Below are 26952 nucleotides of genomic sequence, written 5' to 3' on the forward strand. Positions count from 1 at the left end.
GGCCGAGATCACCGCTCGTCTTCAGTGGCGATGGCCGGGGTGGTGTCGAGCCGACCGGTCTCGTCGTGGATGGTGATCGCGATGTTGCGCAGCTTCTCCGCGTGCTCCCGGCTGTGGTGGGCGCAGAAGAGCAGCTCCCCACCGCTGGTCAGGGTGACACGGACGTAGGCCTGCGCACCGCAGCGGTCACAACGATCCGCGGCCGACAGCGCCGAACTCGGGGCGAGTGCTGTAGTCACTTGAGGCCTCATCTCATCTAGTTCCGTACTCACCAGATAGCAACATCCTGACAGACGGATCGCTTCCCAGTAGGGGCAGCGTGTCCGAATGTGAGACGAACCACCTGTTCCCTTATGACGCATCTTGACGAGGAATCGTTTCCGATGTCGTCGATTTCTCGCGTGGCGGCGGGCGCCGGGCGTGTCTTCTTTCACTGTGCGCCATGAAGTGCTCACAGCGCGCTGATGTTCGGAGTGTCGAAGGCCACGCCCGGATCGAGTCCGGATCGATACCTGCCGAAACATCTTTCCTGCTGCCACGCCGTGGGGTTCGGAGTGGACCAGGTGACGGATGTCCGGTACCCAGGCGGCAATCGCGGACAGCCCCGCCTGCCGGGTTTTGGGGGTCGGTCCGCATAGGCTGTGAACATGCGTTCGGACCGGCGGTCCGGCCCCGGGCGCGCAGTTGGCTTTGTGAACCAGTGAAGGAGCCCAGTGGCCGCCCCGACGCCTCGCAGTACCGAGCTAGACCCGACGTACAACGCCCGCAACCTGCTCGTCCTCGAGGGACTCGAGGCGGTCCGGAAGCGGCCCGGCATGTACATCGGGTCCACCGACAGCCGCGGCCTGATGCACTGTCTGTGGGAGATCATCGACAACTCCGTCGACGAGGCCCTGGCCGGCCACGGCGACCGCATCGACGTCGTCCTGCACAAGGACGGCTCGGTCGAGGTGAAGGACCGCGCCCGCGGCATTCCGGTCGACATCGAGCCGAAGACCAAGCTCAGCGGTGTCGAGGTGGTGTTCACCAAACTGCACGCCGGCGGCAAGTTCGGCGGCGGGTCGTACAACGCCTCCGGCGGTCTGCACGGTGTCGGCGCCTCGGTGGTGAACGCGCTGTCCGCGCGGTTGGACGTCGAGGTCGACCGTGGTGGCACGGTCTGGACCACCTCGTTCCGGCGCGGTGTCGCCGGTGAGTTCGACGCCGAGGGCGCGAACGCGGGCTTCACCCCGGTGAAGGGCCTGCGGAAGGCCGGCCGGGCGAAGAAGGGCGTCACCGGCACCCGGATCCGCTACTGGGCGGACCGGCAGGTGTTCACCCGCGACGCCGCCTTCAACTACGACGAGCTGGTCACCCGGGCGCGGCAGACGTCGTTCCTGGTGCCGGGTCTGCTGCTGGTGATCCGCGACGAGCGTGGCGACGAGGTCACCGAGGAGCACTTCAAGCACGACGGCGGGATCAGCGAGTTCTGCGAGTTCCTGGCCACCGACCAGAAGGTCACCGACGTCGTCCGGCTGACCGGGACCGGCCACTTCACCGAGACCGTCCCGATGCTCGACGACGCCGGCCACATGACCCCGACCGACGTCGAGCGGGACCTGGACGTCGACATCGCGGTCCGCTGGGGGGACGGGTACGAGACCGAGGTCCGCTCGTTCGTGAACATCGTGTCCACGCCCAAGGGCGGCACGCACGTGTCCGGTTTCGAGCGGGCGCTGTCGAAGAGCTTCACCAACGCGCTGGACGGCACTCGCCTGCTGAAGAACGGCGAGGAGATCATCAAGGACGACGTACTCGAGGGTCTCACCTCGGTGGTCACGGTCCGGCTGGCGGAGCCACAGTTCGACGGGCAGACCAAGGAGGTGCTCGGGACGCCGGCCGCCTCGCGGATCGTCGCGAAGGTCGTGCAGAGCGAGCTGGAGTCGTTCCTCACCTCGAACAAGCGCGAACACAAGGCGCAGGCGCGCGCGGTGCTGGAGAAGGTCGTCGCCGCGTCCCGGACGCGTGTGGCCGCTCGCCAGCATCGTGAGCTGCAGCGGCGCAAGACCGCGCTGGAGTCGTCGGCGCTGCCGGCCAAGCTCGCCGACTGCCGCAGCAACGATGTCGACCGCTCGGAGCTGTTCATCGTCGAGGGTGATTCGGCCCTCGGTACGGCGAAGCTCGCGCGCAGCTCGGAGTTCCAGGCGCTGCTGCCGATCCGGGGCAAGATCCTGAACGTGCAGAAGGCGTCGGTCGGCGACATGCTGAAGAACACCGAGTGTGCCTCGATCATCCAGGTGGTCGGCGCCGGCTCGGGCCGCAGCTTCGATATCGAGCAGGTCCGGTACGGCAAGATCATCTTCATGGCGGACGCCGACTCCGACGGTGCCCACATCCGCTGCCTACTGGCGACACTGTTCTTCCGCTACATGCGGCCGCTGGTCGACGCCGGCCGGGTCTACACCGCCGTACCGCCGCTGCACCGGTTCGAGCTGACGAACCCGAAGAAGGGCCAGGACAAGTTCCTGTACACCTACAGCGACGCGGAGTACCAGCGCAAGACGGCCGAACTGATGAAGAAGGGCGTCCGCTGGAAGGAGCCACCGCAGCGCTACAAGGGTCTCGGTGAGATGGACGCCGATCAGCTGGCCGAAACCACCATGGATCCGCGCCACCGCATGCTGCGCCGCATCACCGTCGACGACGGCGAAGCCGCCGGCCAGGTCTTCGACCTCCTGATGGGCAACGACGTCGCGCCCCGCAAGGAGTTCCTGGTCCAAGGCGCCTACGAACTGGACGAGAACCGCATCGACGTCTGATGGCTCGGCTGGCCTGCTTCGATCTCGACAACACGTTGATCGATCGGGACGGTGCGTTCCTGGCCTGGGCTCGGTGGTGGGTCGGGCGGGCCGGGCTCGATGCCGGTGCGGTCGACTGGTTGGTTGCTCAGGACAACGGTGGGTTCACACCGCGAGGTGAGTTGTTCGAGCGGTTCGAGGAGCGCTTCGGTGTGGCGCTCTCGGTCGACGACTATGACCGGGAGCATCCGTCGTTCACCTGGGTCGACCCGAGTGTGGTCGAGGGGTTGGTGTCGTTGCGGGCGGCGGGATGGCGGGTGGTTGTGGTGACGAATGGTGGGGTGGTTCAGCAGACCCGGAAGCTTGCGCACACCGGGATCGCTGATGCGGTGGACCATTGCTGCATCTCGGAGGCGGTGGGCGTGCGGAAGCCTGATGCGCGGATCTTCGCGATGGCTGCCGAGGAGGTGGGGGCGTCCCTGGATGGCGGGTGGATGGTTGGCGATCATCCGGCGTACGACGTTGCGGGTGGTGTCAACGCCGGGCTGCGGACGATCCGGGTTGGCAGCCATCACTCCGTCGACGTGCCGCGGGCGGATCATCAGGTCGAGTCTGTGGTGGACGCGTTCGCGATCATCTTGGCGGGATGACCTGGCCTGGGCTGACCTGGCGGCCGTCGACGGTGATCCCGGTGTGGTCGGGTGCGACCACTACATCGATCGTGTGGTCTCGGTAGGTGAGGCCGCGGAGTTCGATGGTGCCGGCGGCAACTGGGTTCGGGTTGATGTGGAGTGAGCCGTCGGGGTGCGGGCGGATGCCGGCGAGGCCGGTGAGGATGGCTTCGGCGCCGGCGAGGCCCGCGATGATGTTGATACGGCGGCCGGTGGCGGGCGCGCCGGGCTTGTCGCAGTAGTGGTCCTGAGGGAAGTACGGGTAGTGCTCGCCCATCCAGAGCAGCCGGCACAGGACATCCCAGGCGATCTCGGGCCGGCCCTGTTCCCACAAGGTGAGCGCGAGTTGCGGACCTTCGCCGGTGTACGCGCCGGCGCCCGACCAGTCGATGTCGGCGATCTCGTAGTGACGTTCGTCCTCGGCGCTGACGCTGCTGACGCCGTACTCGCCCAGGAAGGCACCGGGACGCAGCTGCTTGACCAGCGCATCGGCGACGTCAGGCGGGCACGCGCCGGACCGCAGTACGTCGAAAGCCTGGATCGAGTAGGCGAGTTCGGTGTGGCCGTCGGGGTAGCGGCTGCGAAACCAACCCGCCTCGCTGTCCCACAGTTGCCGGATCACCTCGCTCCGGATCTGTTGCGCGGCCTCCCGCAACTCGTCGGCCGGCAACGCGGCGCCGGTGATGTCGGAGAGCTCCGCCAGCGTTTCGAGTGCCCAGGCACGCTCGGCGTTCGGACTCGCGACGACATGCTCCCAGCCCGATCCACGCATTTCGAGCAGGTTGCTTTGGTTGCCGTAGTCCCGCAGTACGCCGGTCTCGTCGTCGGGCTGGAACCCCTTGTCGAGCGTGATCAGTACGTCATACAGCCGCGCGACGAGTGCGGGATCGAGGGACCGCTCTGCAGCGGCTGCGCGGGCGAGCGCAACGAGGGACCAGCCGCTGTACGCGTAGGCGACGCCAAGTCCCGTCCCGTCCGGCGCGATGGCGTAGCGATCGGTGAGGTCGGCTTCGAGCAACGACTCGATGATCGACAGCACGTCGTCGCCGAGCATCAGGCTGAGGACGTTCGGGGCATAGCCACCGGTGTCCCAGGCATACGCACAGAGCGCGCCGCCATCGAGTCCGGACGTCGCGATGAACGGCGTGGTGACGAAATCCGGGTGATCCCACCAGCACACGAGACCGCTGGCCAGCGAACGCCGGTAGTACTGCTCGAGCCCGGGAATGTCCGAGCTGACAGTCGGGAGATGACCGACAGCCTGTGCCACTCGGGATTCCCAAACCCGCAAGGCGTCGGTGGTCGGCACATCAGTGGTGCCGACGCCGAGGGTGAACGTGACCGAGCCGTGCGGCTCGACGATCGCCGTCAGCTCGCCGTGCGTCAACGTGATCGCGTCGTCGGAGCCGGCCTCGGGCGGCACCCAACCCCAATCGGACAGCGGGACCCGGCGGGCCCGGGTACGTGACAGCTCCGGCTCGATCACAACCTCGTGGGTGTTGCCGGTGCGGTTGCTGATCGTGAGAACGAGCTCGTAGCCGGGGGAGCTGTGCCGGGGCGTCAGCGTGGATTCCACGGCCAGCGAGACGAGCTCACCCTCGGCGTAGTGGTGGTACGTGCCGCGCCGGGTCAGGCGGTCCGGCCGCCACGTGCCGCCGGTGGGAAGCAGCCCGCGGTCGCCTGCGCCCGGCCGGGCAGCGTCGACGATCGACCGCCCGTCGACCTCGAACGAGACGGTGAGCCGGCTGTCCGGGGCGGCGTACGGGGGCGCGAACCATCCGCCGACGCCACACACCGTGCCGGTCAGTTGGGTGACCGTCCCGGTGCCGCTGCCGACCCAGGTCTCGGCTGGAGGTACGGCGCGGCGCAGGTCGAAGGAGAAGTCGTCGAGCGAGTACGGCGGCATGGGCGGCCTTCCGGTGACACGGGTGAACGAGCTGACAGGGGCGATCGGCGTACCGCGGGACGCCCAGAAGGAATGGGTCCGCGGCCGAGCACGGGTGATGGCCGTGCCGGACCGATCCCGGCAGGTGATCCCGGCCTGCGTAGGACCGGTCCAACACGGTGCCTCGATGGTGGCACGACATCCGGTGACAGGGCAATGCCTCACGGCGGAAACCGATGACGCACCGCCTGTTGACGTGGATCTGGCCCGCTGTTACGTTCCGGTGCACAGCCGTTGGACCAGTCCAACGGCCACGATCAAGGGGGGCCGGATGGCGAAGCTGACGATTCGCGACATCGCCGCGCTGTCCGGCCTGTCCAAGTCCACCGTCTCGCTGGTGCTGAACAACAGCCCGAAGGTGGACCCGGCGACCCGGCGGCACGTGCTAGCGGTGATGCGCCGGAATCGCTACGTGCCGAGCTTCGCGGCGACCGCTCTGGCCAAGGGCAGCACGCGCCTGATCGGCATGGTCGTGCCCGGCCTGTCCTGGCACATGGTTGCCTCGATCAATCTCGGGGTGGCGGCCGTGACCGAGCAGCACGGGTTCGACATCATCCTGTACACGGCGACCAACGACCGCGACTACGGTTCGCTGATCGACCGGGTCCTGACCTCGAGCATGTCCTCGGGTCTGCTCGTGGTCAGCCACGAACAGCCACTCGAGCCGCTCGTCCAACTCCACCAGGAGGGCATGCCCGTCGTCCTGGTGAACACCATCGACGCCGACGTGGCCCTGCCGTCGGTCACCGCCGACAACTACGACGGTGCCCGGACGGCGATGGACCACCTGATGCAGTTGGGTCACGAGCGAATCGCTTGTGTGCAAGGCCTGATGCGCTACCGGTGCTGCCAGGACCGCTACCGCGCGTACCTGGACGCCCTGCGTGAGGCCGGCATCCAGCCCGATCCCGAGCTCACCAAGCCAGGTGACTTCGTGCCCGAGCAGATCCGCGCACGCTCCCGCGAGCTGTTCGCGCTGCCCGCTGACCAGCGTCCGACGGCGGTCTTCGCGCAGTCCGATGTCACGGCGTACGGCGTGATGACCGCGGCCGCCGAGGCGGGGCTGCGGGTGCCGGAGGACGTATCGGTGCTCGGCTTCGACGACATCGAGTCGGCGGCACAGATCCGGCCGCCGCTGACCACCATCCAGCAGCCGTTCGTCGAGATGGGCAAGCGGGCCGCCGAGCTCCTGCTGTCCGAGATCGGTACGAACGACGACGACCCCGGCACCGGCGCGGAGCCGGTCGGCGAGAAGCCCTTGGCCGACCTGCCCCGTCTCGTCATGCCGACCAGCCTGATCGTCCGGGCGAGTTGCGGGCCGGCGCCCGTCACCCGCAGCCGGCGCGGACGATCCCAGACCACCAAGGCCTGATCCCCCGGATCGAGGTCCCGCCCGACCTGGCAGACGACTGCCGGCGCTTGATCCGGCGCCGCCCACCCACAGAACCCGCGGCAGTAACCACACACCGACCCCGGTCGACGGCCGGCGGGTCAGGCGCTGCTGCGCGCCTTCTGGAAGGAACCCGGAGCATGAGGCCCTTTCCGCACACCAGAGCCAGAGTGTCCAGAAAACTGACCATCGGCATGTCCAGAAAGGTGATCATCGCAGTGGTCCTGGCCGTCGTTGCAGCGGTGGCCGTCCAGCCGGTCGCGCAGGCCGACGCCGCACCGTTCGAGGTGCTGCCGAGCGACCCGCTCGCGAACTTCAACGAGTTCAAGAGCCTCCCCACCGACGCCACTCAGCAGATCCCGATCACCGGAAACCCGAACTTCACCAAGGCCCTCGAGATCAACGTCCCGAACGGACCGCAGAGCCCGGGCCTCGACGGCGAGTACGAGATCACCCTCGGCGTTCCGACCGCGGCGACCGTGACCGTGGGCGACGCGATGGTCGCGACCCTGTGGGCGCGCTCGATCGAGCCGACCCAGGGCGCCACGACCGGGAACGCGCACCTGGTGTTCGAGACCGACGGGTCGCCGTTCAAGAAGTCGCTGAACGCGGCGATGCTGTACGGCTCGGACTGGCAGAAGTTCGAGTTCCCGTTCCGTGCGGCCGTCACCTACACCGCCGGCACCACTACCGCAGCACACCTGAATCTCTGGCTCGGGTACGGCGCTCAGAAGTTCCAGATCGCTGGGGTCTCGGTGCAGGACTGGGGTCAGGGGACGCCGGCCGGCTACCCGCAGGCGACCTACGAGGGCCGTGACGCGAACGCTGCCTGGCGCGCCGAGGCCAATGCGCGGATCGACCAGTACCGCAAGGGAAACCTGGCCGTCTCGGTCGTCGATCCGACCGGTCATCCGATCAGCGGTGCGACGGTCTCGGCGGTGCAGCAGACCAGTGCCTTCAAGTTCGGCGCGGCATCGGACGGCGCCCGGCTGATCGGCGATCCGTCCGGCGGGATCAGCGGGAACGACCTGCAGCAGTACCAGAGCAAGGCGTCCACGCTCTTCAACCAAGGGGCCCTGGGCAACAACTTGAAGTGGAACCACTGGGAGACCCCGACCGAGCGCGAGACGATCACGCTCCCAGCTCTGCAATGGATGCGGGAGCACGGGATCCGGATCCGCGGTCACAACCTGGTCTGGCCGTCGTGGGGCGTGATGCCGCCGGACCTGGTCAACCTGCAGAACGATCCGGCCGCACTCCGGTCGCGGATCAACACCCACGTGACTGACGAAGCCTCGGCCCTGGCCGGGATCGTGGACGAGTGGGACGTGGTGAACGAGCCGTACTCCGAGCACAACGTGCAGGACATCCTCGGGCCGGACGAGATCGCGTCCTGGTTCCGGCTCGCCCACCAGGCCGATCCGAACGCCGAGCTCGCACTGAACGACTACGGCATCGTCGAGAACAACGGCTGGGAGAAGCGGCACCGCGATCACGTCTACGACCTGGTCCAGTCGATGAAGTCCTCCGGTACGCCGATCGACCTGGTCGGCTTCGAGAGCCACTTCAACGGCATGCAGCTGACCTCGCCGGACGACCTGATGACGATCGTGGACCAGTTCGCCGGCCTCGGTGTGAAGGTCGCGGTCACCGAGTTCGACGTCGACACCGACGACCTGCAACTGCAGGCGGACTACACCCGCGACTTCATGACCGCGATGTTCTCGAACCCGAACGTCAACCAGATCAGCAACTTCGGCATCTGGTCGAAGAACATCTACAATCCGCGCGTCGCGCTCTACAACGACGACTGGTCACCCAAGCCCAACGGGTTGGTCTGGGAAGACCTGATCAAGCGGCAATGGCACACCAGCGTGAACGGTCAGACCACCGCCGCCGGAACGTTCGGCACCCGCGGCTTCCTCGGTGACTACCTGGTGACGGTCACTGTGAACGGCATCTCCAAGCAGGTGAAGGTCGCGATGCCGACCACCACCGCCGGCGCCTCGGTGAAGGTCATCGCCGACGGAGTCGCCACGACCGTCCGCACCGACACGCCGAACCCGATCGGCGACGGAGACTTCGAGAGCGGCACGCGCGGCTGGACCTCGCTGGGCACTGGCCCGGGTACGGCGGCCAACGCGCACAGCGGACACACCGCGCTGGCGCTCGAGCCCGGATCGGGCGTCACGCAGAACATCACCGGTCTCACCCCCGGCACGAGCTACCTGCTGTCCGGGTGGGGGAGGCTCAACGCCGGCGGCACCCAGTGCTACGTCGGTGTGCGCGGCGGAGCCACCGCGGGTACGCCGACCTTCCAGTACGAGCTCGCGTACGCCGACGAACGCGCCTACACGCAGAAGCTCGCGGCCTTCACTCCACCGACCGGGACGAAGTGGGTCCAGGCGTTCGCCTGGTCCAACCCCAACCCGAGCTCGGCGCAGTGCACACTCGACGACCTTGCGATCACTCCGACGGACGGCACCCCGCCACCGGCTCAGGGTCCACCGGCCATCGCGCCGACGCTGCCGACTGCGTCGGTGTTGGGGAACGGAAGCCTGGAGTACCAGTCGGCCACGACGGGGTGGTACTGCCTCGGCACCTGCACCCTGAAGAACGCATCGACGACCCCGCACACCGGTAGCGGCGACCTGTCCGTCACCGGCCGTGAAGCGGCCTGGGCCGGCCCGGCACAAGGCGTGCCGGTCACCAACGGGGGTCTGTACGACTCGTCCGCCTGGGTCCGGCTGGTCAGCGGATCCGACACCGCCATGGTCAGTCTGAAGCTCACCACGTCGACCGGATCAACGACGATCCGGCTCGGCTCGGCGCCGGTCACCTCGACCGGGTGGACGCGGATCTCGGCTGCCAACACGAACGTCTCCTGGACCGGGACGCTCACCAAGGCCGAATGGTGGATCAGTACGACGACCGGCGCCGGCAACCTGCTCGTCGACGACGCCTCCTTCGCGCCGATGGCCAAGACCGTCACCGACCCGCCCTCCGGTCCAGCGGAGACCGCGTTCAACCCGGTGCAGCCGACCGCTGCCTGCGTCGTACGCAACGTTGCCGACAGCACCTACACGGCGTACTTCGGCTACTCGAACGCCAACAACTACTACATCCCGGTTCCGGTCGGCAGCGACAACTCGTTCAGCCCCGGCCCGTCCGACCGTGGCCAGACCGTCTCGTTCCTGCCCTTCCAGCGCCCGCGTCGCGTCGCGGTCACCTGGGACGGCAGCCCCCTCACCTGGCGGCTCGGCTCAATGACCCAGACCGCCTCGTCCACGTCTCCGGCGTGCGGCGCGGCTGCCAGTACTCATCGGAGGTAATGCAATGTCATCCCGCATCTCACGACGGACCCTGCTCCGGGGCGCAGCCGCTGTGGCCGGCGCCGGCGCGGCCGGCGCACTGGCCGGCTGCTCGTCGGACGACAACAGCGGCGGCACGGGCACGAAGGCCCAGACCACGATCACCTACTGGGACTGGTACGCCAGCCAGGCCGGGTGGGTGGACAACGAGATCAAGCTGTTCCAGCAGGCGCATCCGGGGATCGCGGTCAAGAAGACCACGCAGGTCAGTGACAAGTACGCCGACCTGGTCTCGCTGGCCTACCGCAGCAACAACCCGCCGGACATCCTGATGGTGCCGAAGAGCCCGCAGCTCAGCCAGCAGGTGACGCAGGACTGGCTGCTACCGGTCGACAAGTGGGCGACGAAGGACTGGCAGTCCCGGTTCCCCCAGAGCAGCTTCGTCGAGGGCGTCGACATGTTCGACGGCAAGATCTACACCGCGCCGTTCGCGGCACCGGCCCCGTCCCTGCAGCTGTACGTCCACCACAAGGTGTTCAAGGACGCCGGACTGACCGAGTCCGACGGCAGCGTGAAGCTGCCCAAGAGCTGGGACGACGTGACGCATGCGGCAGAGGCGATCGCGTCGAAGAGCGGCGGCAAGGTCGCGCCGTTCGGATTCGGCAACTCGACGAACACGACCCTGGCCTGGTGGCTCGATCTGTTCGTCCGCGGCGCCGGCTCGCCCGGCGGTGCGGCCGTCGGCGGGATCGACGGGATGGACTACCGCGTCGGCCAGTGGACGTTCGGCACCGACCGGAACTACGCCGACGTGATCAACCTGCTGCTGGAGTGGAAGAACAAGAACTGGTTCTACCCGAACTCGATGAGCATCTCGGACGAACAGGCCCGGGCGTTCTTCGAGCGCGGCCGGTTCGGGATGACGGTCGGCGGTGTCTGGAACCAGCCGGAATGGACTGAGCACAAGTTCACCGACTACAGCCTGGTCACGCTGCCGGCTCCGGACGGCAACCCGAAGGCGCTGTTCTACGGGCCGCCCGGCGGCAAGTTCGTCGCCGTGTCGTCGAAGTCCAAGCACGCCGACGAGGCGTGGGCGTGGTTCGACTGGCTGTACAGCAAGGACGCCGGCAAGCGCTGGGTCGAGCAGGGCCAGGGCCTGTCGGTCTACGCGGACAACAACGACCCGAAGGGCGTCACGTTCGCACCCTTCGCGCAGTACGTCGCGATGTCCGGGACTGCTGTGGTCGGTCCGCAGCCGACGGTCCGCAATCCGCTGCTGACCAAGCTCGAGCTGCCCGCGGTGAAGCCGGACATCAACGATGTCCTGTCGGGCATCTGGACCGGTCAGCTGAAGGACGTCCAGGGCACGCTGTCGTCGCTGACGGACAAGATGAACCAGGCGCTGTCCGACGCGGTGAAGAAGGTCGGCACCGGTGCGAGCCAGAAGGACTTCGCCTTCCCGGACTGGGACCTGACCAAGCCGTACACCACCAAACCGGGCGCCTGATGGTGACAACCGTCAGCGTCCGCGAGGACGTCGCCACGGCCGAGCCGCCCCGCTCGGCCGGCCGGCGGCGGGCGCGACGCCGGACGTACCTGTGGTCGTACGTCTACCTGGCCCCGATGATGGTGTTGCTGCTCGCCTTCGTGGTGTACCCGATCGTGGCGTCGCTCGGGTACACGTTCTACAAGTGGGACGGGATCGGCGACCCGACCGACTTCGTCGGGCTGGACAACTTCCGGCAGATCGTGCACGACAGCATCTTCTGGCGCTCACTCGGCCACACCTTCGTGTACGCCGCCTTCGTCGTGCCGACCCAGCTCGTGCTGGCCCTGGCGCTCGCGCTGGTGCTGAACAACAAGCGGCTGCGGTTCGCCTCGTTCTACCGCACGTTGTTCTTCCTGCCGGTGGTGACGTCGGCGGCGGTGATCGGTGTCGTGATCCAGTTGCTGGTGTCGAACTTCGGCGACTCGATCAACGACCTGCTGCTGAAGCTGCACGTGATCGACCAGCGCGTCGACTGGCTGGGCGACCCGCACTTCGCGCTGGCGATCATCATCCTGGTCGGGATCTGGCATACGTTCGGCTACAACCTCGTGTACTTCCTGGCCGGGCTGCAGACGATCCCGGACGAGCTGTACGAGGCGGCCCGGCTGGACGGCGCGGGTCCGCTGGCGACGTTCCGGTACATCACGATCCCGATGCTGCGAGCTGTCGGTGTGGTGATCGTGATCCTGGCGGTGATCGGGACGTTCCAGATCTTCGATCTCGTCCAGGTGCTGACCAGTGGTGGGCCGTACTTCTCCACCGAGGTCGTGAACACCTACATCTACCACCTCGCGTTCGGTGGCAGTAATGCGAACGCGGTACAGCCCGACATCGGTCTGGCATCGGCCGCGTCGTTCATCTACGGCGTCCTGCTGATCGTCTTCTCGGTCGTGCAGGTCCTCGTACTGCGCTCACTAGCGAAGCGCAGGGCAACGGGAGGAAAGGCATGACGCGCCGCCGGGTGGTCACCGTGATGACCCATGTCGCCTTGCTGGTCAGCGGTCTGGCCTGGCTGTACCCGTTGTTCTGGGCGCTGGGCAGTTCGCTCAAGGGCGACGACGACTTCTTCAGCGAGGGGCTCAACCCGATGCCCTCGCACTTCCTGTGGGCGAACTACCTCGACGCGTGGCGCGAGGCGTCGTTCGGCAGATACTTCCTGAACACTTTAGTGATCACCCTCGGGACAGTGGTGGTCACTTTAGTAGTCACATCCACCGCAGGGTACGTACTTGCCCGTACACGCTTCCCGGGTCGCGGCTTCTGCCTCGGGCTCGTGTCGGCGACGTTGTTCCTGCCGCACGGCTACACGATCATTCCGGTGTTCGACCTGATGCAGCGGCTGCATCTGCTGAACAGCCTGTGGTCGGTGATCATCGTGCAGGCGTCCGGCGGAGTGGTGTTCGGGACGTTCCTGTTCATGGGCTACTTCATGGCGATCGACCGTGAGCTGGAGGACGCGGCCCAGGTCGACGGCGCGAACTTCCACCAGACGTTCGCGCGGATCATGCTGCCGCTGTCCGGCCCGATGCTGGCCACGGTCGGGTTGTTCACCGCGATCAGCGCCTGGAACAGCTTCTTCATCCCGCTGGTCTTCACTCTCGGGCGGCCGGAACTGCGGACGCTGGCGATCGGCATGTACGCGTTCATCGGCGAGAACTCGACCGAGTGGACGCTGCTGTGCGCCGGCACGGTGATCACGCTGGCGCCGATCATCCTGCTCTTCCTGCTCCTGCAACGCTTCTTCGTCAACGGCCTGGCCGGCGCGGTCAAGCAATAGGAGGACTCTGTATGCCCACCCCCGTACGGACCGCGGTCGTCGGCACCGGCAACCGTGCCCAGCTGTTCACCGAAGGGCTGGCCAAACGCGACGGGTACGACGTGGTGGCGCTGTGCGACCCGAACTCGGTGCGGATGGCGTTCCACAACCGGATGCTGCTGGCCGCCGGTCGCAGGCCGGCCCACCAGTGGCCGCCGGCCCGGTTCGACGAGATGATCCGGGTCGAGCGGATCGAGCTGCTCGTGGTCACCACGGTCGACGCCACTCACAACCGCTACATCGAGGCCGCGCTGCGTGCCGGCGTCCGGGTGATCAGCGAGAAGCCGATGACCACCGATGCGACCAAGGCCCAGAGCATTCTGGACACGGTCCGGGAGACCGGCGGCGAACTCGCGGTGGCGTACAACTACCGCTTCAATCCCGTCCACCGGAAGGTCCGCGAACTGTTGGCCGGCGGCGCGATCGGCGACATCCACTCGGTGCACTTCGAGTGGCTGCTCGACGTCTCGCATGGCGCGGACTACTTCCGGCGCTGGCATCGCGACAAGGCGAACTCCGGCGGCCTGATGGTGCACAAAGCCAGTCACCACTTCGACCTGGTCAACTGGTGGCTCGGCGCGGAGCCCCGGATCGTCTACGGCCAAGGCCAGTTGGCGTTCTACGGGCCTGACCACAAGCACGGGTACGCGCGGGACTACGCGCGAGCTCACGGATCGGAGACGTCGCTCGATGATCCGTTCGCCTTGCATCTGGCGGACAACGCGACCCTGAAGGAGCTCTACCTGGACGCCGAGGTGGAGGACGGCTACTACCGCGACCGGAACGTCTTCGCACCGGGCGTCACGATCGAGGACGACATGGCGCTGCTGGTGTCGTACGACAGCGGTGCGTCGATGAGCTACCACCTGACCGCGTACTCGCCGGCCGAGGGCTATCGGGTGATGTTCAACGGCTCGGGTGGCCGGCTCGAACTGAATGTCGAAGAGTCGACATGGACGATGCCGCACCTGCGCGTCGCGTCGGCCCGTGGAGCCGTTCACGGCGACCTCGCCGCACCGACGGCAGGCCAGACGAGCATCACCCTGCGGCCGCTGTGGTCACCACCCGAGGACCACACGGTCGACCACGACCACGCCGGCCACGGCGGAGCCGATGCCCGCGTTCTCGCTGCCCTGCTGGACGACGACCCCACGCACGCGGCGGATGTCGCCGACGCTCGGCAAGCTGCGTTGGCCTTGGTCACCGGCCTGGCCGCCAACCGGTCGTTCGAGACCGGCCGGCCGGTGCGGACGAGCGACGTACTTGATCTCTAAGGGCAGGTCTGCTGGTAGGGCCGGTCGGGGAAGGTCTGCTTCCATTCGTCGGACGTCAGGTTGCGCCCGGCCATCGTGCACGCCTGCGCGAGGGTGTGGGCGCTAGTGATGTTCCACTGGTAGACCTTGCCGTCGTGCGACGGGATCGAGATGACCTCGCCGCCTCGGGCGAAGCGCGCGGTGGCGGGGATCGGATCGGCTTCTGTGCTGGTGGCGACTGTGAGCAGGTCGTCGAGCGTACGGGCGTTCCATACTGTGACAGTGCCGTCCGCCGCGCCTGAGACCAGGCGCGTTCCGTCCGCGGAAAAGCGGATGGAAACCCCTGCTGCCTTGCGGTCGCGGGGTGGCGCGGACTTCAGTGCGCCGGAAGCGGTGTCGATGGTGAACACGCCGTCCGTCCCCAGCCCCGCGATCAGGCGGCCGTCGGGGGAGTAGGCGGCCGAGGTGGCCAAGGTCGGCAGCGTCCCGGTCCGGATGACGACACCGGTGGACGATCGGACGATGGCCCAGGACATCGTGGCGCCCCGCACGCCTTCCTCGAAGCGTACGGTCGTCGTTCCGTCCGGGGAGGACGCCGTGAAGGCGACCGACGAGGCGTTCCGGCGGTGCGTCGTCACGATCTTGCCGGACTCGGCGTCGATGGTTGCGGTGAGTTCCACGCCGTGGACGACCAGACGGCCGTTCGGCTGCCAGGACGCCGGTGGGTAGGTCTGTTGCTGGACTTCGAACCCGAGCCGGGCCGGTGGAGTCACTCGTCCGGTGGTCGCATCGGCGATGCTCACCCACGACGTGCCGGCTTCGTTCCACAGGTACGCCGTCCGCCGCCCGTCGTCGGAGGCAAGGACTTGGGTGTAGCGGCGCGGTGGCACGACCTGGGTCCAGGGCAGGTACCGCTGCTGTCCGCCGAGGTCGTAGGCACGCAACATGCCCGCGTCACCGGCCGTGTACAGGGTCTTCCCATCCGGACTGAGGGCGACTCCCCACGAGACTTCCGCAGTACGCAGGCGTTGCGTCGCCTGTCCCGTGGCCAGGTCCCAGATGACGACCTCGCCCCCGTAATGAGCGGTGGCCAACAGCTTGCCGTCAGCTGAGAAGGCAGCGTCGCGCGGTGGGTCGCTGGAAGTCCGCAACACCCAGACAGTTTTGCCGGTGCGCGCATCGACGACGGTTGTCGCCGTCCGCTCGGTGCGGACCGGACCGGGAGGCAGGTAGGCGAGCAGCTCACCGTTCCTGGAGGTCTCGACGATCGGCGGACCGACGCTCGGGGTGAGCACGGGATCGCCCTTGAGATCCGAGCGCTGCCACTTCTCCCGACCGGTGGTCACGTCGAACGCACTGAGCGGCCAGGACCTGTAGACCGTCCGACCGTCCGGACTGAGGGCTGCTCGCTGCGGCCCCGAGCTGAGGTCGATCCTTCGGGGCGGTCGATCCAGAGCGCCGACTTCCCAGACGAGAGCGAACGCCGTGTCGCTGTTCGGATCGCGTGCTCCGGCCACGAGCCGGCGGCTGTCCTCGCTGAAGGCGACGTTGTTCAGCTGAGGTCTTCCGGTGCGTGGAAAGACGGGCTGTGGATCCACCGGCTCCAGAGTGCCGGCCTTCAGGATGCGGATCGGCCAGGCCGGGTCTACCGGGTTCATGTAGTTGTCCACCGCGATCACTGCGATCAGGCTGCCGTCGGCACTGAACCGCGGGCGGGTGGAGACGAGCGCATCGTCGGTGACCGGAGACAGGGTGTGCGAGTCGAGCACGCGGCCGGACGTGGCGTCGTACAGCTCGAAGGTGGCACGGCTGTCGCCGGAGACGATCCTCGTACCGTCCGGGGAGATGTCGACGTTCTCGGTCCGGCCGAGCGGTGCGGGGATCGATCGGATCAAGGACGGATGTTTGTTGATCGCGGCCACCAGATTCGCCCGGGTGTCGGGGGAGTCGTCGAAGCGGACGCCTTGGGCGGCCAGCAGGAGGGAGGGGCTGATGTCCTCGGTCAGCAGCGCGCGAGCACCCACCTGGCGGGCCAGTTCCTGGTCGGCGGCGACTTCGGCTCGCCCCGCCTGACGTACGGCGACGATGCCCGCGATCAGCGCTCCGACCAGGAGGACGGCCGCGGTGGCGAGGGCTGCGCGGAGGCGACGGTTGTTCTTTGATTGGAGCCGGGCTCTAGATTCGGCCTCGCGCAGTTCGGTCTCGGAGAGTCGTTTGCTCGCGGCAAGGAACTCCTCCTCGGTCGTGGTCAGCGTGGGCGTCGTACGCTCACGCCAGTCGAGCGCCTTGGCCAGGCGCACGCCACGGTAGAGCTCGGTGTCGGGCCGGTCGAGGTTGTTCCAGGCGTCGGCGGCGACCGCGAGGTGATTCAGGATGCGCTGACCGTCCAGGTCGTCCTCGAGCCAGCCGCGGAGCCGGGGCCAGGCCTCGACCAGAGACTCGTGGGCGATCTCGAGGACTCCGGCGTCGCTGGTGAGCAGCCGCGACGCGACCAGCAGGTCGACTATTTGTTCGTCCTCGGGACGTGTCACGACCAGCCGGCGCGGGAGTCGGCTGCGCGTCGGTTCGCCGTCTGGTCCTGGCGCGACCAGGCGCAGCAGCAGGCCGTGCAGCACCGTGCGTCGCTGCGGTGTGAGTCGCTCGTGGACCGCTTCGGCGGACTGCGCGACCGCATTCCGGATACCGCCGGAGGCGTTGTAGCCGGCGATCGTGAGGGTGCGTCCCTCGCGACGTTGCCAAGTCTCGCGCACGGCGTGCGACATCAATGGCAACGCTTTCGACTGGTCCGGGACATCGTCGACGAGCAGGTCGACCAGGCCGGGTTCGACCACCAGCGACGCCATCCGGGCTGGTTCCTCGATCGCTGCCCGCAGGTTGTCCGGCGTCATGGCGGACAGCAGGTAGAGGCCGCGCTCGACCAGACGCGCGAAGGTCGGAGACTCCGAGACATCGGCCAGGCGGTCGGTGCGGATCGAGATGATGAGCGGTGCCTCATGCTCAGTCAGCGCGGTGAAGAAGGCGACACGCTCGGTCTTGTCCTGGCACAGCGAGAACACCTCCTCGAACTGGTCCACGAGGAGCACCGGTCCCGTCGTACCGGACAGGGCGGCTGCGAGCGCTGCGACCGGATGCGGCCCCGGTGTCATCACCACGATCTGCCGGCCATCTCGGCGCAGCGTGGCGGCAACTCCGGCCCGGATCAGCGAGGACTTGCCGCAGCCGGAGGGTCCGGCGACGGCCAGCACCGATTGGTCGGCGAGTCTGCGCAGGCAGGCCGCGATCTCGGCGTCACGGCCGAAGAACGAGTCCGCGTCGTCGACGTCGTACGGCTTGAGTCCCTGATACGGGCACTCCGGGCTCGGCTCCGGCAGGAGGCTGTCCGCGACGAGCGACGAGTCCTCGCGCAGGATGGCTTGCTCGAGGGCGTCCACCTCCGCAGTGGAGTCCATCAGTGCTTTCAAACGACGGATCGTCCGCAACGCTTCGGGGTGCCGGCCGGAGCGGTACTGCGCGGCAGCGAGGAGGATCCAGCGTCTCTCGCGCAACGGCTCCTCGGTCACCAAGGACTGCGCCTTAGACAGGATCTGGTCGTGCCGGCCGGCTCGCAGTGCGGACTCGACGTACAACTCGTCGGCCGTGTGCCGCAGCTCGATCAGTCGGGAAGCTTCGATGCGGGCGGAGTCCCAGCCGTCCACCTCCGTGAAGGGCCGGCCACGCCACAACGTGAGAGCGTCGGCGAGGACCGTCGCCGATCGCTCGGGTTCATCCGATGCGAGGAACGCACGCGCTCGAACCACGGCACGATCGAAGCGCTGAGCGTCGATCTGGTCGAAGGGTACGGCGAGCCGGTAGGTGAGCGGCTGCGTCTCGATCGCGTGCGTGCCGAGGACCTTGCGGAGCCGGAGCACGCACCCCTCGATGACTTTCTGCCACGACGGTGGCGGCCGCTCGCGCCACAACAGGTCGGCAAGGTGCTGTGCGCTGACGACCTCTCCGGGGCGGACGGCCAGCGCTGCGAGCACGATCCGATCACGTCGCCTGAGAACGTTCTCATCGCCCTCGACCGTGAGTGGACCGAGTACGTCGATACCCACCTCTCGACTCTCGTGCTCAGCCGGAGCGCCGTCAATGGCGACGTCTCCTAGCGCAGGGCTTGCCGGAGTACGGCGTGGGCGCCCCGGACGATGTCCTCGCGGTTGGTCTCGTACGTCGGGTCGGTGATTTCGGTCTTGTTGGCGGGGTCGAACGAGAGGACCGGGACGTGCAGGTGACCGGCGGGCATCGATGGGTCGAGCAGGTCGCGCTGGAGAGTGTTGCGGTAGGCAACCTCGTTCGACAGGTACCCGCCGCCAGTGCCTTCGGACGCGATCGATCCGGGTGTCGGTCCCAGCGGCTGCCTGACCGGTGCGGTCTGCTCAGCCGGGATCTCCAGCACCGAGGTGTTCACGCGGGTCCGGAACGGCGTGACATCGGCCTGCGCCATCCGTGCCAGCGGGAGGCTCGAGGTCAGCCACTCAGGGCCGGGCGGCATGCTGGGCGAGACGACCGGGGCGTTGATGGTGCCGCCGCCCCAGAGGTTGTTGTTGTCACCGATCGAGCTGACCGACCGCCGCCGGCCGTTGTAGACCTCGAGGTCGAAGATGCCGACCCGGCCCTGGCTGGCCGTCATCACCAGGTCCGCGTGCTGCGGTCCGGGGCGGTAGTGCGGCGCGAGCGCGTTCTCGACCATGCTCTCGTCGAAGTCTGTGTACCGGACCGGGAACATCATGGTCTGGATCTGGTACGTCGTACCGTTGATCGTCCAGCGCTGCCCGTCGAGCGTGAGTGCGTTCGCGCCGGACGGGTTGCCGATCCGGATGTCCGCGTCGAGCGTGAACGGATCGAACCCGGTGACCAGGATCTTCCGTACGCCGGGGGAGAAGCGGCTGCTGGTGATGCCGCGTGAGGTGTATTCGAGCGATCGGATCAGGTCGGCGCGTTCCGTCGTACCGAGGCCGAAGCGGGGTTGCCACTGGCGGAGGGCCAGGGCCATCGAGAGCCTGGCCCAGTACAGGCCGCGGTCGTCGGTGGCGGGCAGTGCATCGGCGCCCGTGACCGGGTGCTGCGCGCGGTGGGTCGCCGTACGCCAGAGGGCCTCGCCCTGGGCGTGGACGAGGATCGCGGCGGCCCGCGGGTTCGGCATCGTGCAGAGCAGGCGGGTGAAGAGCGCCACCTGATGGTCGAAGCCGGATCGCTGCAGGATCTGGGCCGGGACCGACGGACCGCCGGCCACGCCGTTGTCCAGGCGTTGCTCCTCGACGCTGCCGGTGACGGACTGGTCGAGGCAGCCGGTGACGACTGGCGCTGCGTGCACGGTGGGCGCGCCGGAAAGCACGGTGGTGAGGGCCAACGCGCCGACGAGCAGGGAACGGGAGAATGAGCTGGGGCGGAGTCTCATAAGGGGTATCTATCAGATTTCGGCCCGGGAACCGAGAGATCCGAACAGGTTGCGGGTATTGCAGACTGTATGCAATCGGCTACCTTCGGAACGGGCGGCGTCGCCCCACGCCGCAGTCCTGTGAGGAGCTCTCGGTTGAACACACCGCCGCGGAACCAGCCGTCCCCGAACACGCCTGCCCAGAACACGCCTGCCCCGAGTACGCCGTCTCCGACCACGCCTGCCCCGAACAGGCCGTCTGCGAGTGCGCCGGCTGTGCCATCCCGGAACGTGCCGGTGTGGAGTCGCCTATCGCGTCGCCGGATCCTGGGGCTGCTCGCGGGCGGAGCGACCGGCGCGGTTCTCACCGGCTGCTCGGGCGACGCTTCGCCCGAGGTGACGCCCGCGGCCGAGCAGGTGGCCGGCGGGACGTTGCCCCCGACAACCGGCCCGAAACCTCCCGCGTCTCCGTCAGCGCCGTCGGCTGTTGTCGATGGCAACCAAGCGCTGCGGCGCCTCCTGGATGGCAATGCACGCTTCGTCGCAGGCCTGGACGAGGAACTCGACGAAGGGATCGCGCGTCGGGTCGCGGTGAGCAAGGCGCAGCATCCGTTCGCGACCGTGCTGGGGTGCATCGACTCCCGGGTCCCGATCGAGCTCATCTTCGATCAGGGGCTCGGCGATCTGGTCGTCGTACGCAGTGCCGGTGAGGCGCTCGACCACTCCGTCACCGGCAGTGTGGAGTTCGGTGTCGCGGAATTGCACACTCCTCTCCTCGTCGTTTTGGGCCATCAGCGCTGTGGTGCGCTCGACGCGACGATCAAGGCGCTGGACTCGGACCAGCGGACCGCGGAGGCCGGTGAGCTGAGGCACATCGTCGACACTCTCGCGCCCGCCGTACGTCAGGTCGCTGGGAAGCCGGGCGACCGCCTGACGAACGCCGTCCATGCGAACGTCGAACTCGTGCTGGCGAAGCTGCGCCAGTCGCCGGTGATCGGCCCACTGGAGAAGTCCGGCAAGCTCAAACTCGTCGGGGCGTACTACGAACTCGACACCGGTAAGGTGCACGTCAATTAGGCGGAGCCTCGAAGAGTGGCAGGAGGTAGTTCATCCAGATCGCGTGTTGCGCCACGAGAGTGCCGATCCAGACGACGACCGGCACCAGGGCGCGGATCCACCAGGCCAGCCGGGTCACCAGGAACGCCATGGCAAGCATCGCGATCCCGGTGAGCACGCCGGGTACGAGTATTGCCCAGATCTGTTCGTGCAGTGGCCAGCATGAGTCGTAGAAGCAGCGGTCGCCCGGTCCGGCGAAATAGAAGGCGTTCGTCAGCATGCTCGCTCCGACCGCCCAGAAGGTGACCACCATCCCACCGATGCCCTGGGCAACAGCACCCCGGACAAACCCACGTCCCGCCGCCCGGCCGGTCGGCAGTCCGGTGATGGCAATCAGGACCAGTGAACTGATCAGCGCCCACACGATCCAGTCGCGGACGGTGCTGGAGCCCGTGTAGATGTTCCCGTGCCCGAGTTGCCTGGGATCGACCTGCGGTAGCGTGTCATCGAAGACCAGGTTGGCGATGCCGACCAGGAGCAGACCCAGCACACCGATGACCAGGAGCGCGGCTTCGATCCATCGCCGCAGCGGGGTGGCCGTCAGCACTTCCCGTGGCCGTGGCGCCGGGGGTTCTGTGTCTTCAGCAGGCCCGGGCGAGTTGACCGTCACCTTGGCGGGCCCTCGAAGAGGTTCAACAGGTACGACGTCCAGACCGCGTGCTGGATCAGGACAGTGCCGAGCCACACCACGACCGGTACCAGCGTGCGGATCCACCACGCGAGCCGGTTGACGAGGTTCGCCATCACGATCATCGCGAGCGCGGTCAGCAGTCCCGGCACGAGAGTGGCGGCGAGCTGTTCGTACATCGGCCAGCAGGCGGCGTACGTGCAGTGTTCGCCGAAGTAAGCCAGGTTGATGAGCGCTGCGCTCGCGAGCGCCCAGAAGCAGACAACCAGCCCACCGATGGCCTGGGCAACCGCACCCGGGAGCGAGCCGGCGCCGGTCGCCCGGCGAACGGGCAGGCCCGTGACGAGGATCAGCAGCATGGCGAAGATCAGAGCGTTGATGATCCATCGGAAGTCGATGTCTGGCGGTTGGCGCGCAGACACGGTCCCGATCCCGTCCAGCCGCGGATCGACCTGTGGCAGGTACTCCAGAAGAACGAGAGTCGGGTCCACCAGGCAGATCAGGCCGAGCCCGCCGACCAGCAACAGGCCTGCTTCGATCCATCGCCGCAGCGGGTTGGCAGTCAGCACTTCCCGTGGCCGTGGCGTCGGGGGATCTGCGTCGTTGACTTCGGCAGTCACGTGCAGAGTTGGGTGCGGAGGGTTTGGCCGGCCCACTTGACCCAGTGGTCGTGGGACCAGCCGCGGTCGCGGACGAAGAGCAGGTAGAGCTCGGGGCTGAGGATGCCGTAGAGGAGATCGGCGGCCTCGTCGACGGTCAGTCCTCTGCGCCGGCCCGACTTGGTGACGAGGGCCTCCGCGGCTGCGCGTTGTACGACGTACCGCAGGTCCTCGTCCTGGGGCCAGAGGGCGGAGACCTCCGGGTCGTTCGCAGCGGCGGCTTCGAGCACGCGCATGATCGGCGCGACGCGGGCGAGGACGGCGCTGGAGCCGGGGACGTACTCGGTCAGCATGTCGGGGGCGGTGCGCATTGCCACCGCGTCAGTGAACCATGGGCGGTCCATGGTCGCGACCGGTTCGGTGTCGCCGGCGATCGTGACGTCCACGAGCTCCTTCAGCAGGGCGCGCTTGTTGCCGAAGACGAAGTAGATCGTTTGCACCGCGACACCGGCTCGGTCCGCCACGTCCTGCAGGTTGGTCGCGCCGTACCCGTCGGCGACGAACAGGTCCGTCGCGGCCTGGATGATCCGGCGGCGGGTCTCCTGCGCCTTCTCGGCCCGCTTGTTTGGTCGCTTGACAACGGTCATGACTAGAGTCTATCTCTAGATTCGTTCGCTATAAGTCAACTCTAGAGAAAGGCACTAGTCATGTCGCTGATCGCGATCACGAGGTTCGAAGCTGTGACGGAGGATGCGGGGGAGGTGCTGGACCGGCACAACGCGCTGGTCGATGCGGTCCGGGCGTCGATCCCCGGGCTGACGGAGGCGCGCCTCGGCCGGGTCGGGGAGAACCAGTGGGCCGGGGTATGGCGCTGGGAGTCGGCCGCCGACCTGAAGGCAGCACGCGAGCTCGCACCAACGCTCGCCGAGACGAAGGCGGCGTTCGCGCTGGTCCGCGAGGGCACGTCCGCCGTCGACGAGATCGAGCTGCTCGAAGAGCGCTAGAACCGGGGGAGCTCAGCCACCCGAAGCGTCGTACACCCGTAAGGAATGAAGGTGAGCACGTCCAGCCCCGGGCCGGCCGAGTCCGGAGAGGTCGAGTCCGGAGAGGTCGAGTCCGGGTCTGAGGTGGTGGGGTCCGGGGTGGTCGGGGCTGAGCCGGACGAGTGGTGGGTGGCCGGGGGCGGGGTGGTGTCGGCTGGGGTGGCTTGTTGGTGGGGCTGGGTGGGTGGGGGTGGGGCTGCGGCGCCTTGTTGTAGGGGCCAGGGGGTTTGGTGGGCGTGGACTTGGAGGTGGAGAGGGGCGGTGGTGGGGGAGAAGGGGTTGGAACTGATCGGTTTCCGGGAGAGGTGCGTGTGCTCTGGGGTGATCGCGTAGTTCCAGGGAGTGGTGGGGTGGACTTCCCAGGTGGCGTGGGGGTGTTCGCCGCCGATCTGGCGCCAGTCTTCGCCGAGGGGGAGGGCGAAGATGAGCGGGCCGCGTTCGAGAGTGATGGCGCCGGACGAGCGGGGTACGGCGCGGACGGTGGCGCCGAGGTGCACGAGGAGGGTGCGGTCTCCTGATACCTCGACCTCGTGGAGGGTTCCGGCGTCAAGCGCGGCGGGTGCGTCGTCGTCGATGGTGAGGCTTGCGTCCATGGCCCAGGTGGGGATTCGGAGGCGGAGGCGGCCGGGGCCTTGGGTGGTGATTTCGATGTCGTCCGAGAAGGGGTAGGCGCCGGCTACGGAGACCGTCAGGTCGTCGTACTGGAAGGAGCAGGGCGCGTAGGAGAGGGCGGTGAAGGCGCCGTCGGGGGAGCGCATCCAGAGGTGGGAGGTGAAGCGGGGCCAGCCTTGGTGGCGGTTGGCGGTGCAGCAGCCGAAGTGGGGCTCTAGGCCGAAGACGTTCGCGTCCGGGCCGTTGTTCGTGTAGATGCGGTCCTCGGTGACGTGGCAGATCACCTGGTTGGCCTGCTGCACGTACTGATGGGTCCACTCGTCGGGCGTCGTACTGGCGGGCAGCGCGTTGAGGGCCAGCCGTTCGAGACGGTCGGCGAGCGGCTCGACCAGGCCGAAGGATTCGAGCGCGACCTCGAGCGAGGCGAGGTACTCGACGACCGTGCAGGTCTCGGTGCCTTGGCTCGGATGGCGGCCGGCCAGGTGTTCGTCGCAGCTGAAGAGTCCGCTCGCCTGGCCGTGGTAGGCATCCAGCTGAGCGATCAGGTGCAGGAGCCGCGCCTGCTGGTCGACCGAGTCGTCGTGGCGTTGCCAAACGGGCATCGCCTTCAGGCCCATGGCGACGTTGACGCCGTGCGACGACAGGTGGCCGTCGTTCATCCAGTTGCCGTCGTGCTGCGCCTGGTACGCGCGCAACGTTGCCTCAGGCACCTTCTCGGTGAACGGCAGTTGGTCGGCGTACGCGAACCAGTCGAAGCCCTGCTCCTTGCACTTGGCCGCCAGCCCCAGCAGCCAGTCCTCACCCGTGAGGTCGTGAAGCTGATTGATCACCCAGACGACATCGGTCCACCGCGACCGCGCCCACTCCCGCAGCGGCCACTCGTCCAACATCCCGTCGAGCAGACGCAGAAACCTCAGAGCAGCCGGGACAACGCGAGGATCACCGGTCGCATCCAGGTGCTGCAGCAGCGCCTTCAGCACAATGATCCGCGGCCAAGTGTCATGATCCGCGTACGTCGCCTCGCCGCTGCGCGGACCGAACCACCCATCCTCATGCTGGTGCTCGAGGATGTAGTCCACCCACCGCTGCACCTTGCCCTTGAGCCGCTCGTCGTCCAGCAGGTAGGCAACGCCAACGATCCCGTCGAGCCAGTACGGACCGCGCTCCCAGCCCTCCGCATCACCGCCGATCCAGCCGCTCCGGGCCACATCCGGCCAGAACTCGTCCAGGTGCCCGGCCATCCCGTCCGCCTGGAGCCGCAGCCGCTCCAGCAACCACCCCTGCGGGCGGAGAGTTGCCAGCGGCAACGGCCGGAGCGCAGGCTCGGTCAGCGCGGGCCCGGTCAGTGCGGGCCCGGTCGGCCCCGGCATCAGTCGATCTGGGTGAGGCGGCCGGTGTCGACGTCGTACATGAAGCCGCCGACCAGGATGTCCTCGCCGATGAGCGGGTGCTCGCGGACGGCGGCGACATCGCGGCGGAGCGCCTCGAGCTGGTCGGGGATGACGTTGATCGGCAGGTAGCCGGCCGGCTTGCCGGCAGCGCGCTCGACCTGGGCGCGCAGGTCGTCCTCGGACATCGCGGCCATCGCGCAGCGGGTGTGCGGGATGACCATGATCCGGCGGACGCCGAGCAGTTGTACGCCGAGCACCAGCCCGGTCATGGTGATCTCGGTGACCCGGCCGCCGGCGCTGCGCAGAACCTTCGCGTCGCCTGGCTTCAGCCCGAGCATCTCCAGCGGCGGGATCCGCGAGTCCATGCACGTGACGACGCCGATGCCGGCGTGGGCCAGACCGTCGAAGCCGCCGTAGTGGAAGTCGGCGGCGTACTCGGCGTTGGCGGCCAGCAGGTCCTCGAACCCGGTGCTCATCGGGCCTCACCTGGCACAGGGGCTCCGGCTTGCAGGATCGACATCGCGAACGGCTCCTTTCCGCAGGACTCCGGACGGGGTGGATCGGCGGCGACGCTGGTCACCGGAACAGTCCAGGACCGGCCGTCGCGATGCCACACCGTCACAGCTTCAGGGTCTTCGCCCGCGACTCTGAGGGCATCCAGTGAGAGTTCACCGATCAGACGGCGTACGGCGATCTCCGCGGCCTGACCGTGCTTGGTCCAGGTCGACCGGCCACGCAAACCGGTCAGGACAGTCTGGCCGCGATCCGCGGCCGCCAGCACGTTGACGGCTCCCTCGGCGGTGAGGTGCCCGTGCATGGTGCCCGCGGGGAGGACGGTTGCGGTCGGCGCGAAGCGGTGGCCACCCAGGTGGTTCGCCTCCCAGACCCGGCCTGGCGCGGCGGCGGAGAGTGCCTTGACCAGTGGCCGTCCGAGCAGCGCACAGCACTCGTCACGCTTGCCGTTGGTGCAGACCAGCATGACCGGATGGTCGACCAGGCTCAGTCCCGGCAGCGAGGCAACGACCGCATCCCGATCGCCGCGGGCAACCGCGTCCAGGTCAAGCGTCCGCAGCGCCTCCGGATCGTCGACCCGGCCGCCGAGCAACCAACTCCGCCCGGGCATCGTCGAGGCGACGTACACCTGGTGGGACAGTCCGATCGCGTCCGAGTGCCGGCCGGGAGCGCGGATCAGGCCGAACCGGACGTCAGCCTTCTTGCAGGCGTCGTCGAACTTCCCGCCGAACTCGGGATCGAGGTGACTGTGCGTCGGTGCCTTCGCACCCCACGGACCCGGCTGTTCGACAACGACCCAGCCGCTTGCGACGATCGCCGTACCGGTGAGCGGCTCGCGCAACTCCCGGCAGAACGTCGAGCACAAGCCGGGCCTGCCGGTCGCGTCGGGTCGAACAGTCACATGATCACGGTACGCGAGGTG

At 67.8% G+C, this 26952-nt stretch carries 20 protein-coding genes; 10 read left to right on the forward strand and 10 right to left on the reverse strand.

What is annotated here, in order from left to right:
- Positions 1 to 8: 8 nt before the first annotated feature.
- On the reverse strand, positions 9 to 251 hold the full coding sequence (locus E0H75_RS22810) for a DUF7455 domain-containing protein (protein ID WP_238163208.1): 243 nt from the start codon (positions 249 to 251) through the stop codon (positions 9 to 11).
- A 462-nt stretch (positions 252 to 713) separates the two neighbouring features.
- On the opposite strand from E0H75_RS22810, the gene E0H75_RS22815 reads away from it, so the two are divergent.
- Both E0H75_RS22815 and E0H75_RS22820 read left to right on the forward strand, forming a co-directional pair.
- On the forward strand, positions 714 to 2798 hold the full coding sequence (locus tag E0H75_RS22815; protein ID WP_131515672.1) for a DNA gyrase/topoisomerase IV subunit B: 2085 nt from the start codon (positions 714 to 716) through the stop codon (positions 2796 to 2798).
- Complete coding sequence (locus E0H75_RS22820) at positions 2798 to 3427, forward strand: HAD family hydrolase (RefSeq protein WP_131515673.1); 630 nt, start codon at positions 2798 to 2800, stop codon at positions 3425 to 3427. Before E0H75_RS22815 ends, E0H75_RS22820 begins: the two co-directional genes overlap by 1 nt.
- Here the strand turns inward: E0H75_RS22820 and E0H75_RS22825 are convergent.
- Entirely contained in the window at positions 3411 to 5354 is a 1944-nt protein-coding gene (locus E0H75_RS22825; RefSeq protein ID WP_131515674.1) for an MGH1-like glycoside hydrolase domain-containing protein, read from the reverse strand. The two genes, E0H75_RS22820 and E0H75_RS22825, sit on opposite strands and share 17 nt — an antisense overlap.
- Before the next feature lie 310 nt (positions 5355 to 5664).
- Between E0H75_RS22825 and E0H75_RS22830 the strand changes: the two genes are divergently transcribed.
- The 6 genes from E0H75_RS22830 to E0H75_RS22855 all read left to right on the forward strand — a co-directional run bounded on the left by E0H75_RS22830 (position 5665) and on the right by E0H75_RS22855 (position 14733).
- Positions 5665 to 6765, forward strand: coding sequence for a LacI family DNA-binding transcriptional regulator (locus E0H75_RS22830; protein ID WP_165553965.1), 1101 nt, complete (start codon positions 5665 to 5667; stop codon positions 6763 to 6765).
- 212 nt (positions 6766 to 6977) lie between these two features.
- The gene (locus E0H75_RS22835; RefSeq protein ID WP_238163209.1) at positions 6978 to 10115 is read left to right on the forward strand and encodes an endo-1,4-beta-xylanase; all 3138 of its coding nucleotides are present in this window, start codon (positions 6978 to 6980) and stop codon (positions 10113 to 10115) included.
- Positions 10116 to 10119: 4 nt separating this feature from the next.
- Positions 10120 to 11601, forward strand: a complete 1482-nt coding sequence (locus tag E0H75_RS22840; RefSeq protein ID WP_238163210.1) for an extracellular solute-binding protein — start codon at positions 10120 to 10122, stop codon at positions 11599 to 11601.
- Positions 11601 to 12593 (forward strand): carbohydrate ABC transporter permease, encoded by a 993-nt coding sequence (locus tag E0H75_RS22845; protein WP_131515676.1) that lies wholly within the window; start codon positions 11601 to 11603, stop codon positions 12591 to 12593. The genes E0H75_RS22840 and E0H75_RS22845 overlap by 1 nt, the downstream gene beginning before the upstream one ends.
- Positions 12590 to 13420, forward strand: coding sequence for a carbohydrate ABC transporter permease (locus E0H75_RS22850; protein ID WP_131357761.1), 831 nt, complete (start codon positions 12590 to 12592; stop codon positions 13418 to 13420). Before E0H75_RS22845 ends, E0H75_RS22850 begins: the two co-directional genes overlap by 4 nt.
- An 11-nt stretch (positions 13421 to 13431) precedes the next feature.
- Positions 13432 to 14733, forward strand: a complete 1302-nt coding sequence (locus tag E0H75_RS22855; RefSeq protein ID WP_131515677.1) for a Gfo/Idh/MocA family oxidoreductase — start codon at positions 13432 to 13434, stop codon at positions 14731 to 14733.
- Here E0H75_RS22855 and E0H75_RS22860 read toward each other — a convergent pair.
- Both E0H75_RS22860 and E0H75_RS22865 read right to left on the reverse strand, forming a co-directional pair.
- Positions 14730 to 18806: an nSTAND1 domain-containing NTPase gene (locus tag E0H75_RS22860; RefSeq protein WP_131515678.1), complete on the reverse strand. Its 4077-nt coding sequence runs from the start codon at positions 18804 to 18806 to the stop codon at positions 14730 to 14732. The two genes, E0H75_RS22855 and E0H75_RS22860, sit on opposite strands and share 4 nt — an antisense overlap.
- 47 nt (positions 18807 to 18853) lie before the next feature.
- Positions 18854 to 20149: a pyroglutamyl-peptidase I gene (locus E0H75_RS22865; protein ID WP_131515679.1), complete on the reverse strand. Its 1296-nt coding sequence runs from the start codon at positions 20147 to 20149 to the stop codon at positions 18854 to 18856.
- 270 nt (positions 20150 to 20419) lie between these two features.
- Here E0H75_RS22865 and E0H75_RS22870 point away from each other — a divergent pair, with 270 nt between their 5' ends.
- On the forward strand, positions 20420 to 21205 hold the full coding sequence (locus tag E0H75_RS22870; protein WP_238163211.1) for a carbonic anhydrase: 786 nt from the start codon (positions 20420 to 20422) through the stop codon (positions 21203 to 21205).
- Here E0H75_RS22870 and E0H75_RS22875 read toward each other — a convergent pair.
- The 3 genes from E0H75_RS22875 to E0H75_RS22885 are packed head-to-tail and all read right to left on the reverse strand — an operon-like array spanning position 21198 to position 23118.
- Positions 21198 to 21791: a hypothetical protein gene (locus tag E0H75_RS22875; RefSeq protein ID WP_131515681.1), complete on the reverse strand. Its 594-nt coding sequence runs from the start codon at positions 21789 to 21791 to the stop codon at positions 21198 to 21200. The two genes, E0H75_RS22870 and E0H75_RS22875, sit on opposite strands and share 8 nt — an antisense overlap.
- Positions 21792 to 21850: 59 nt before the next feature.
- The gene (locus E0H75_RS22880; RefSeq protein WP_131515682.1) at positions 21851 to 22492 is read right to left on the reverse strand and encodes a hypothetical protein; all 642 of its coding nucleotides are present in this window, start codon (positions 22490 to 22492) and stop codon (positions 21851 to 21853) included.
- Complete coding sequence (locus E0H75_RS22885; RefSeq protein WP_131515683.1) at positions 22489 to 23118, reverse strand: TetR/AcrR family transcriptional regulator; 630 nt, start codon at positions 23116 to 23118, stop codon at positions 22489 to 22491. Before E0H75_RS22885 ends, E0H75_RS22880 begins: the two co-directional genes overlap by 4 nt.
- A gap of 93 nt (positions 23119 to 23211) precedes the next feature.
- On the opposite strand from E0H75_RS22885, the gene E0H75_RS22890 reads away from it, so the two are divergent.
- Positions 23212 to 23475, forward strand: coding sequence for a hypothetical protein (locus E0H75_RS22890; RefSeq protein ID WP_165553967.1), 264 nt, complete (start codon positions 23212 to 23214; stop codon positions 23473 to 23475).
- On the opposite strand, the gene E0H75_RS22895 is transcribed toward E0H75_RS22890, so the two are convergent.
- The 3 genes from E0H75_RS22895 to E0H75_RS22905 are packed head-to-tail and all read right to left on the reverse strand — an operon-like array spanning position 23472 to position 26931.
- The gene (locus E0H75_RS22895) at positions 23472 to 25496 is read right to left on the reverse strand and encodes a beta-L-arabinofuranosidase domain-containing protein (RefSeq protein WP_131515685.1); all 2025 of its coding nucleotides are present in this window, start codon (positions 25494 to 25496) and stop codon (positions 23472 to 23474) included. The two genes, E0H75_RS22890 and E0H75_RS22895, sit on opposite strands and share 4 nt — an antisense overlap.
- Complete coding sequence (locus tag E0H75_RS22900; RefSeq protein WP_131515686.1) at positions 25496 to 25993, reverse strand: beta-class carbonic anhydrase; 498 nt, start codon at positions 25991 to 25993, stop codon at positions 25496 to 25498. The genes E0H75_RS22895 and E0H75_RS22900 overlap by 1 nt, the downstream gene beginning before the upstream one ends.
- On the reverse strand, positions 25990 to 26931 hold the full coding sequence (locus E0H75_RS22905) for a sucrase ferredoxin (protein WP_131515687.1): 942 nt from the start codon (positions 26929 to 26931) through the stop codon (positions 25990 to 25992). Before E0H75_RS22905 ends, E0H75_RS22900 begins: the two co-directional genes overlap by 4 nt.
- Between the last annotated feature and the right edge of the window lie 21 nt (positions 26932 to 26952).

The sequence above is a fragment of the Kribbella capetownensis genome (assembly GCF_004331485.1).
Taxonomy (GTDB): Bacteria; Actinomycetota; Actinomycetes; order Propionibacteriales; family Kribbellaceae; genus Kribbella; species Kribbella capetownensis.

What these genes read in the sequence shown, in the direction of transcription:
- E0H75_RS22845 (WP_131515676.1), top strand. Translation starts at nt 11,601, where the DNA reads ATGGTGACAACCGTCAGCGTCCGCGAGGACGTCGCCACGGCCGAGCCG.
- E0H75_RS22855 (WP_131515677.1), top strand. Translation starts at nt 13,432, where the DNA reads ATGCCCACCCCCGTACGGACCGCGGTCGTCGGCACCGGCAACCGTGCC.
- E0H75_RS22895 (WP_131515685.1), bottom strand. Translation starts at nt 25,496, where the DNA reads ATGCCGGGGCCGACCGGGCCCGCACTGACCGGGCCCGCGCTGACCGAG.
- E0H75_RS22825 (WP_131515674.1), bottom strand. Translation starts at nt 5,354, where the DNA reads ATGCCGCCGTACTCGCTCGACGACTTCTCCTTCGACCTGCGCCGCGCC.
- E0H75_RS22835 (WP_238163209.1), top strand. Translation starts at nt 6,978, where the DNA reads ATGTCCAGAAAGGTGATCATCGCAGTGGTCCTGGCCGTCGTTGCAGCG.
- E0H75_RS22830 (WP_165553965.1), top strand. Translation starts at nt 5,665, where the DNA reads ATGGCGAAGCTGACGATTCGCGACATCGCCGCGCTGTCCGGCCTGTCC.
- E0H75_RS22885 (WP_131515683.1), bottom strand. Translation starts at nt 23,118, where the DNA reads ATGACCGTTGTCAAGCGACCAAACAAGCGGGCCGAGAAGGCGCAGGAG.
- E0H75_RS22810 (WP_238163208.1), bottom strand. Translation starts at nt 251, where the DNA reads ATGAGGCCTCAAGTGACTACAGCACTCGCCCCGAGTTCGGCGCTGTCG.
- E0H75_RS22840 (WP_238163210.1), top strand. Translation starts at nt 10,120, where the DNA reads ATGTCATCCCGCATCTCACGACGGACCCTGCTCCGGGGCGCAGCCGCT.
- E0H75_RS22850 (WP_131357761.1), top strand. Translation starts at nt 12,590, where the DNA reads ATGACGCGCCGCCGGGTGGTCACCGTGATGACCCATGTCGCCTTGCTG.
- E0H75_RS22900 (WP_131515686.1), bottom strand. Translation starts at nt 25,993, where the DNA reads ATGAGCACCGGGTTCGAGGACCTGCTGGCCGCCAACGCCGAGTACGCC.
- E0H75_RS22865 (WP_131515679.1), bottom strand. Translation starts at nt 20,149, where the DNA reads ATGAGACTCCGCCCCAGCTCATTCTCCCGTTCCCTGCTCGTCGGCGCG.
- E0H75_RS22820 (WP_131515673.1), top strand. Translation starts at nt 2,798, where the DNA reads ATGGCTCGGCTGGCCTGCTTCGATCTCGACAACACGTTGATCGATCGG.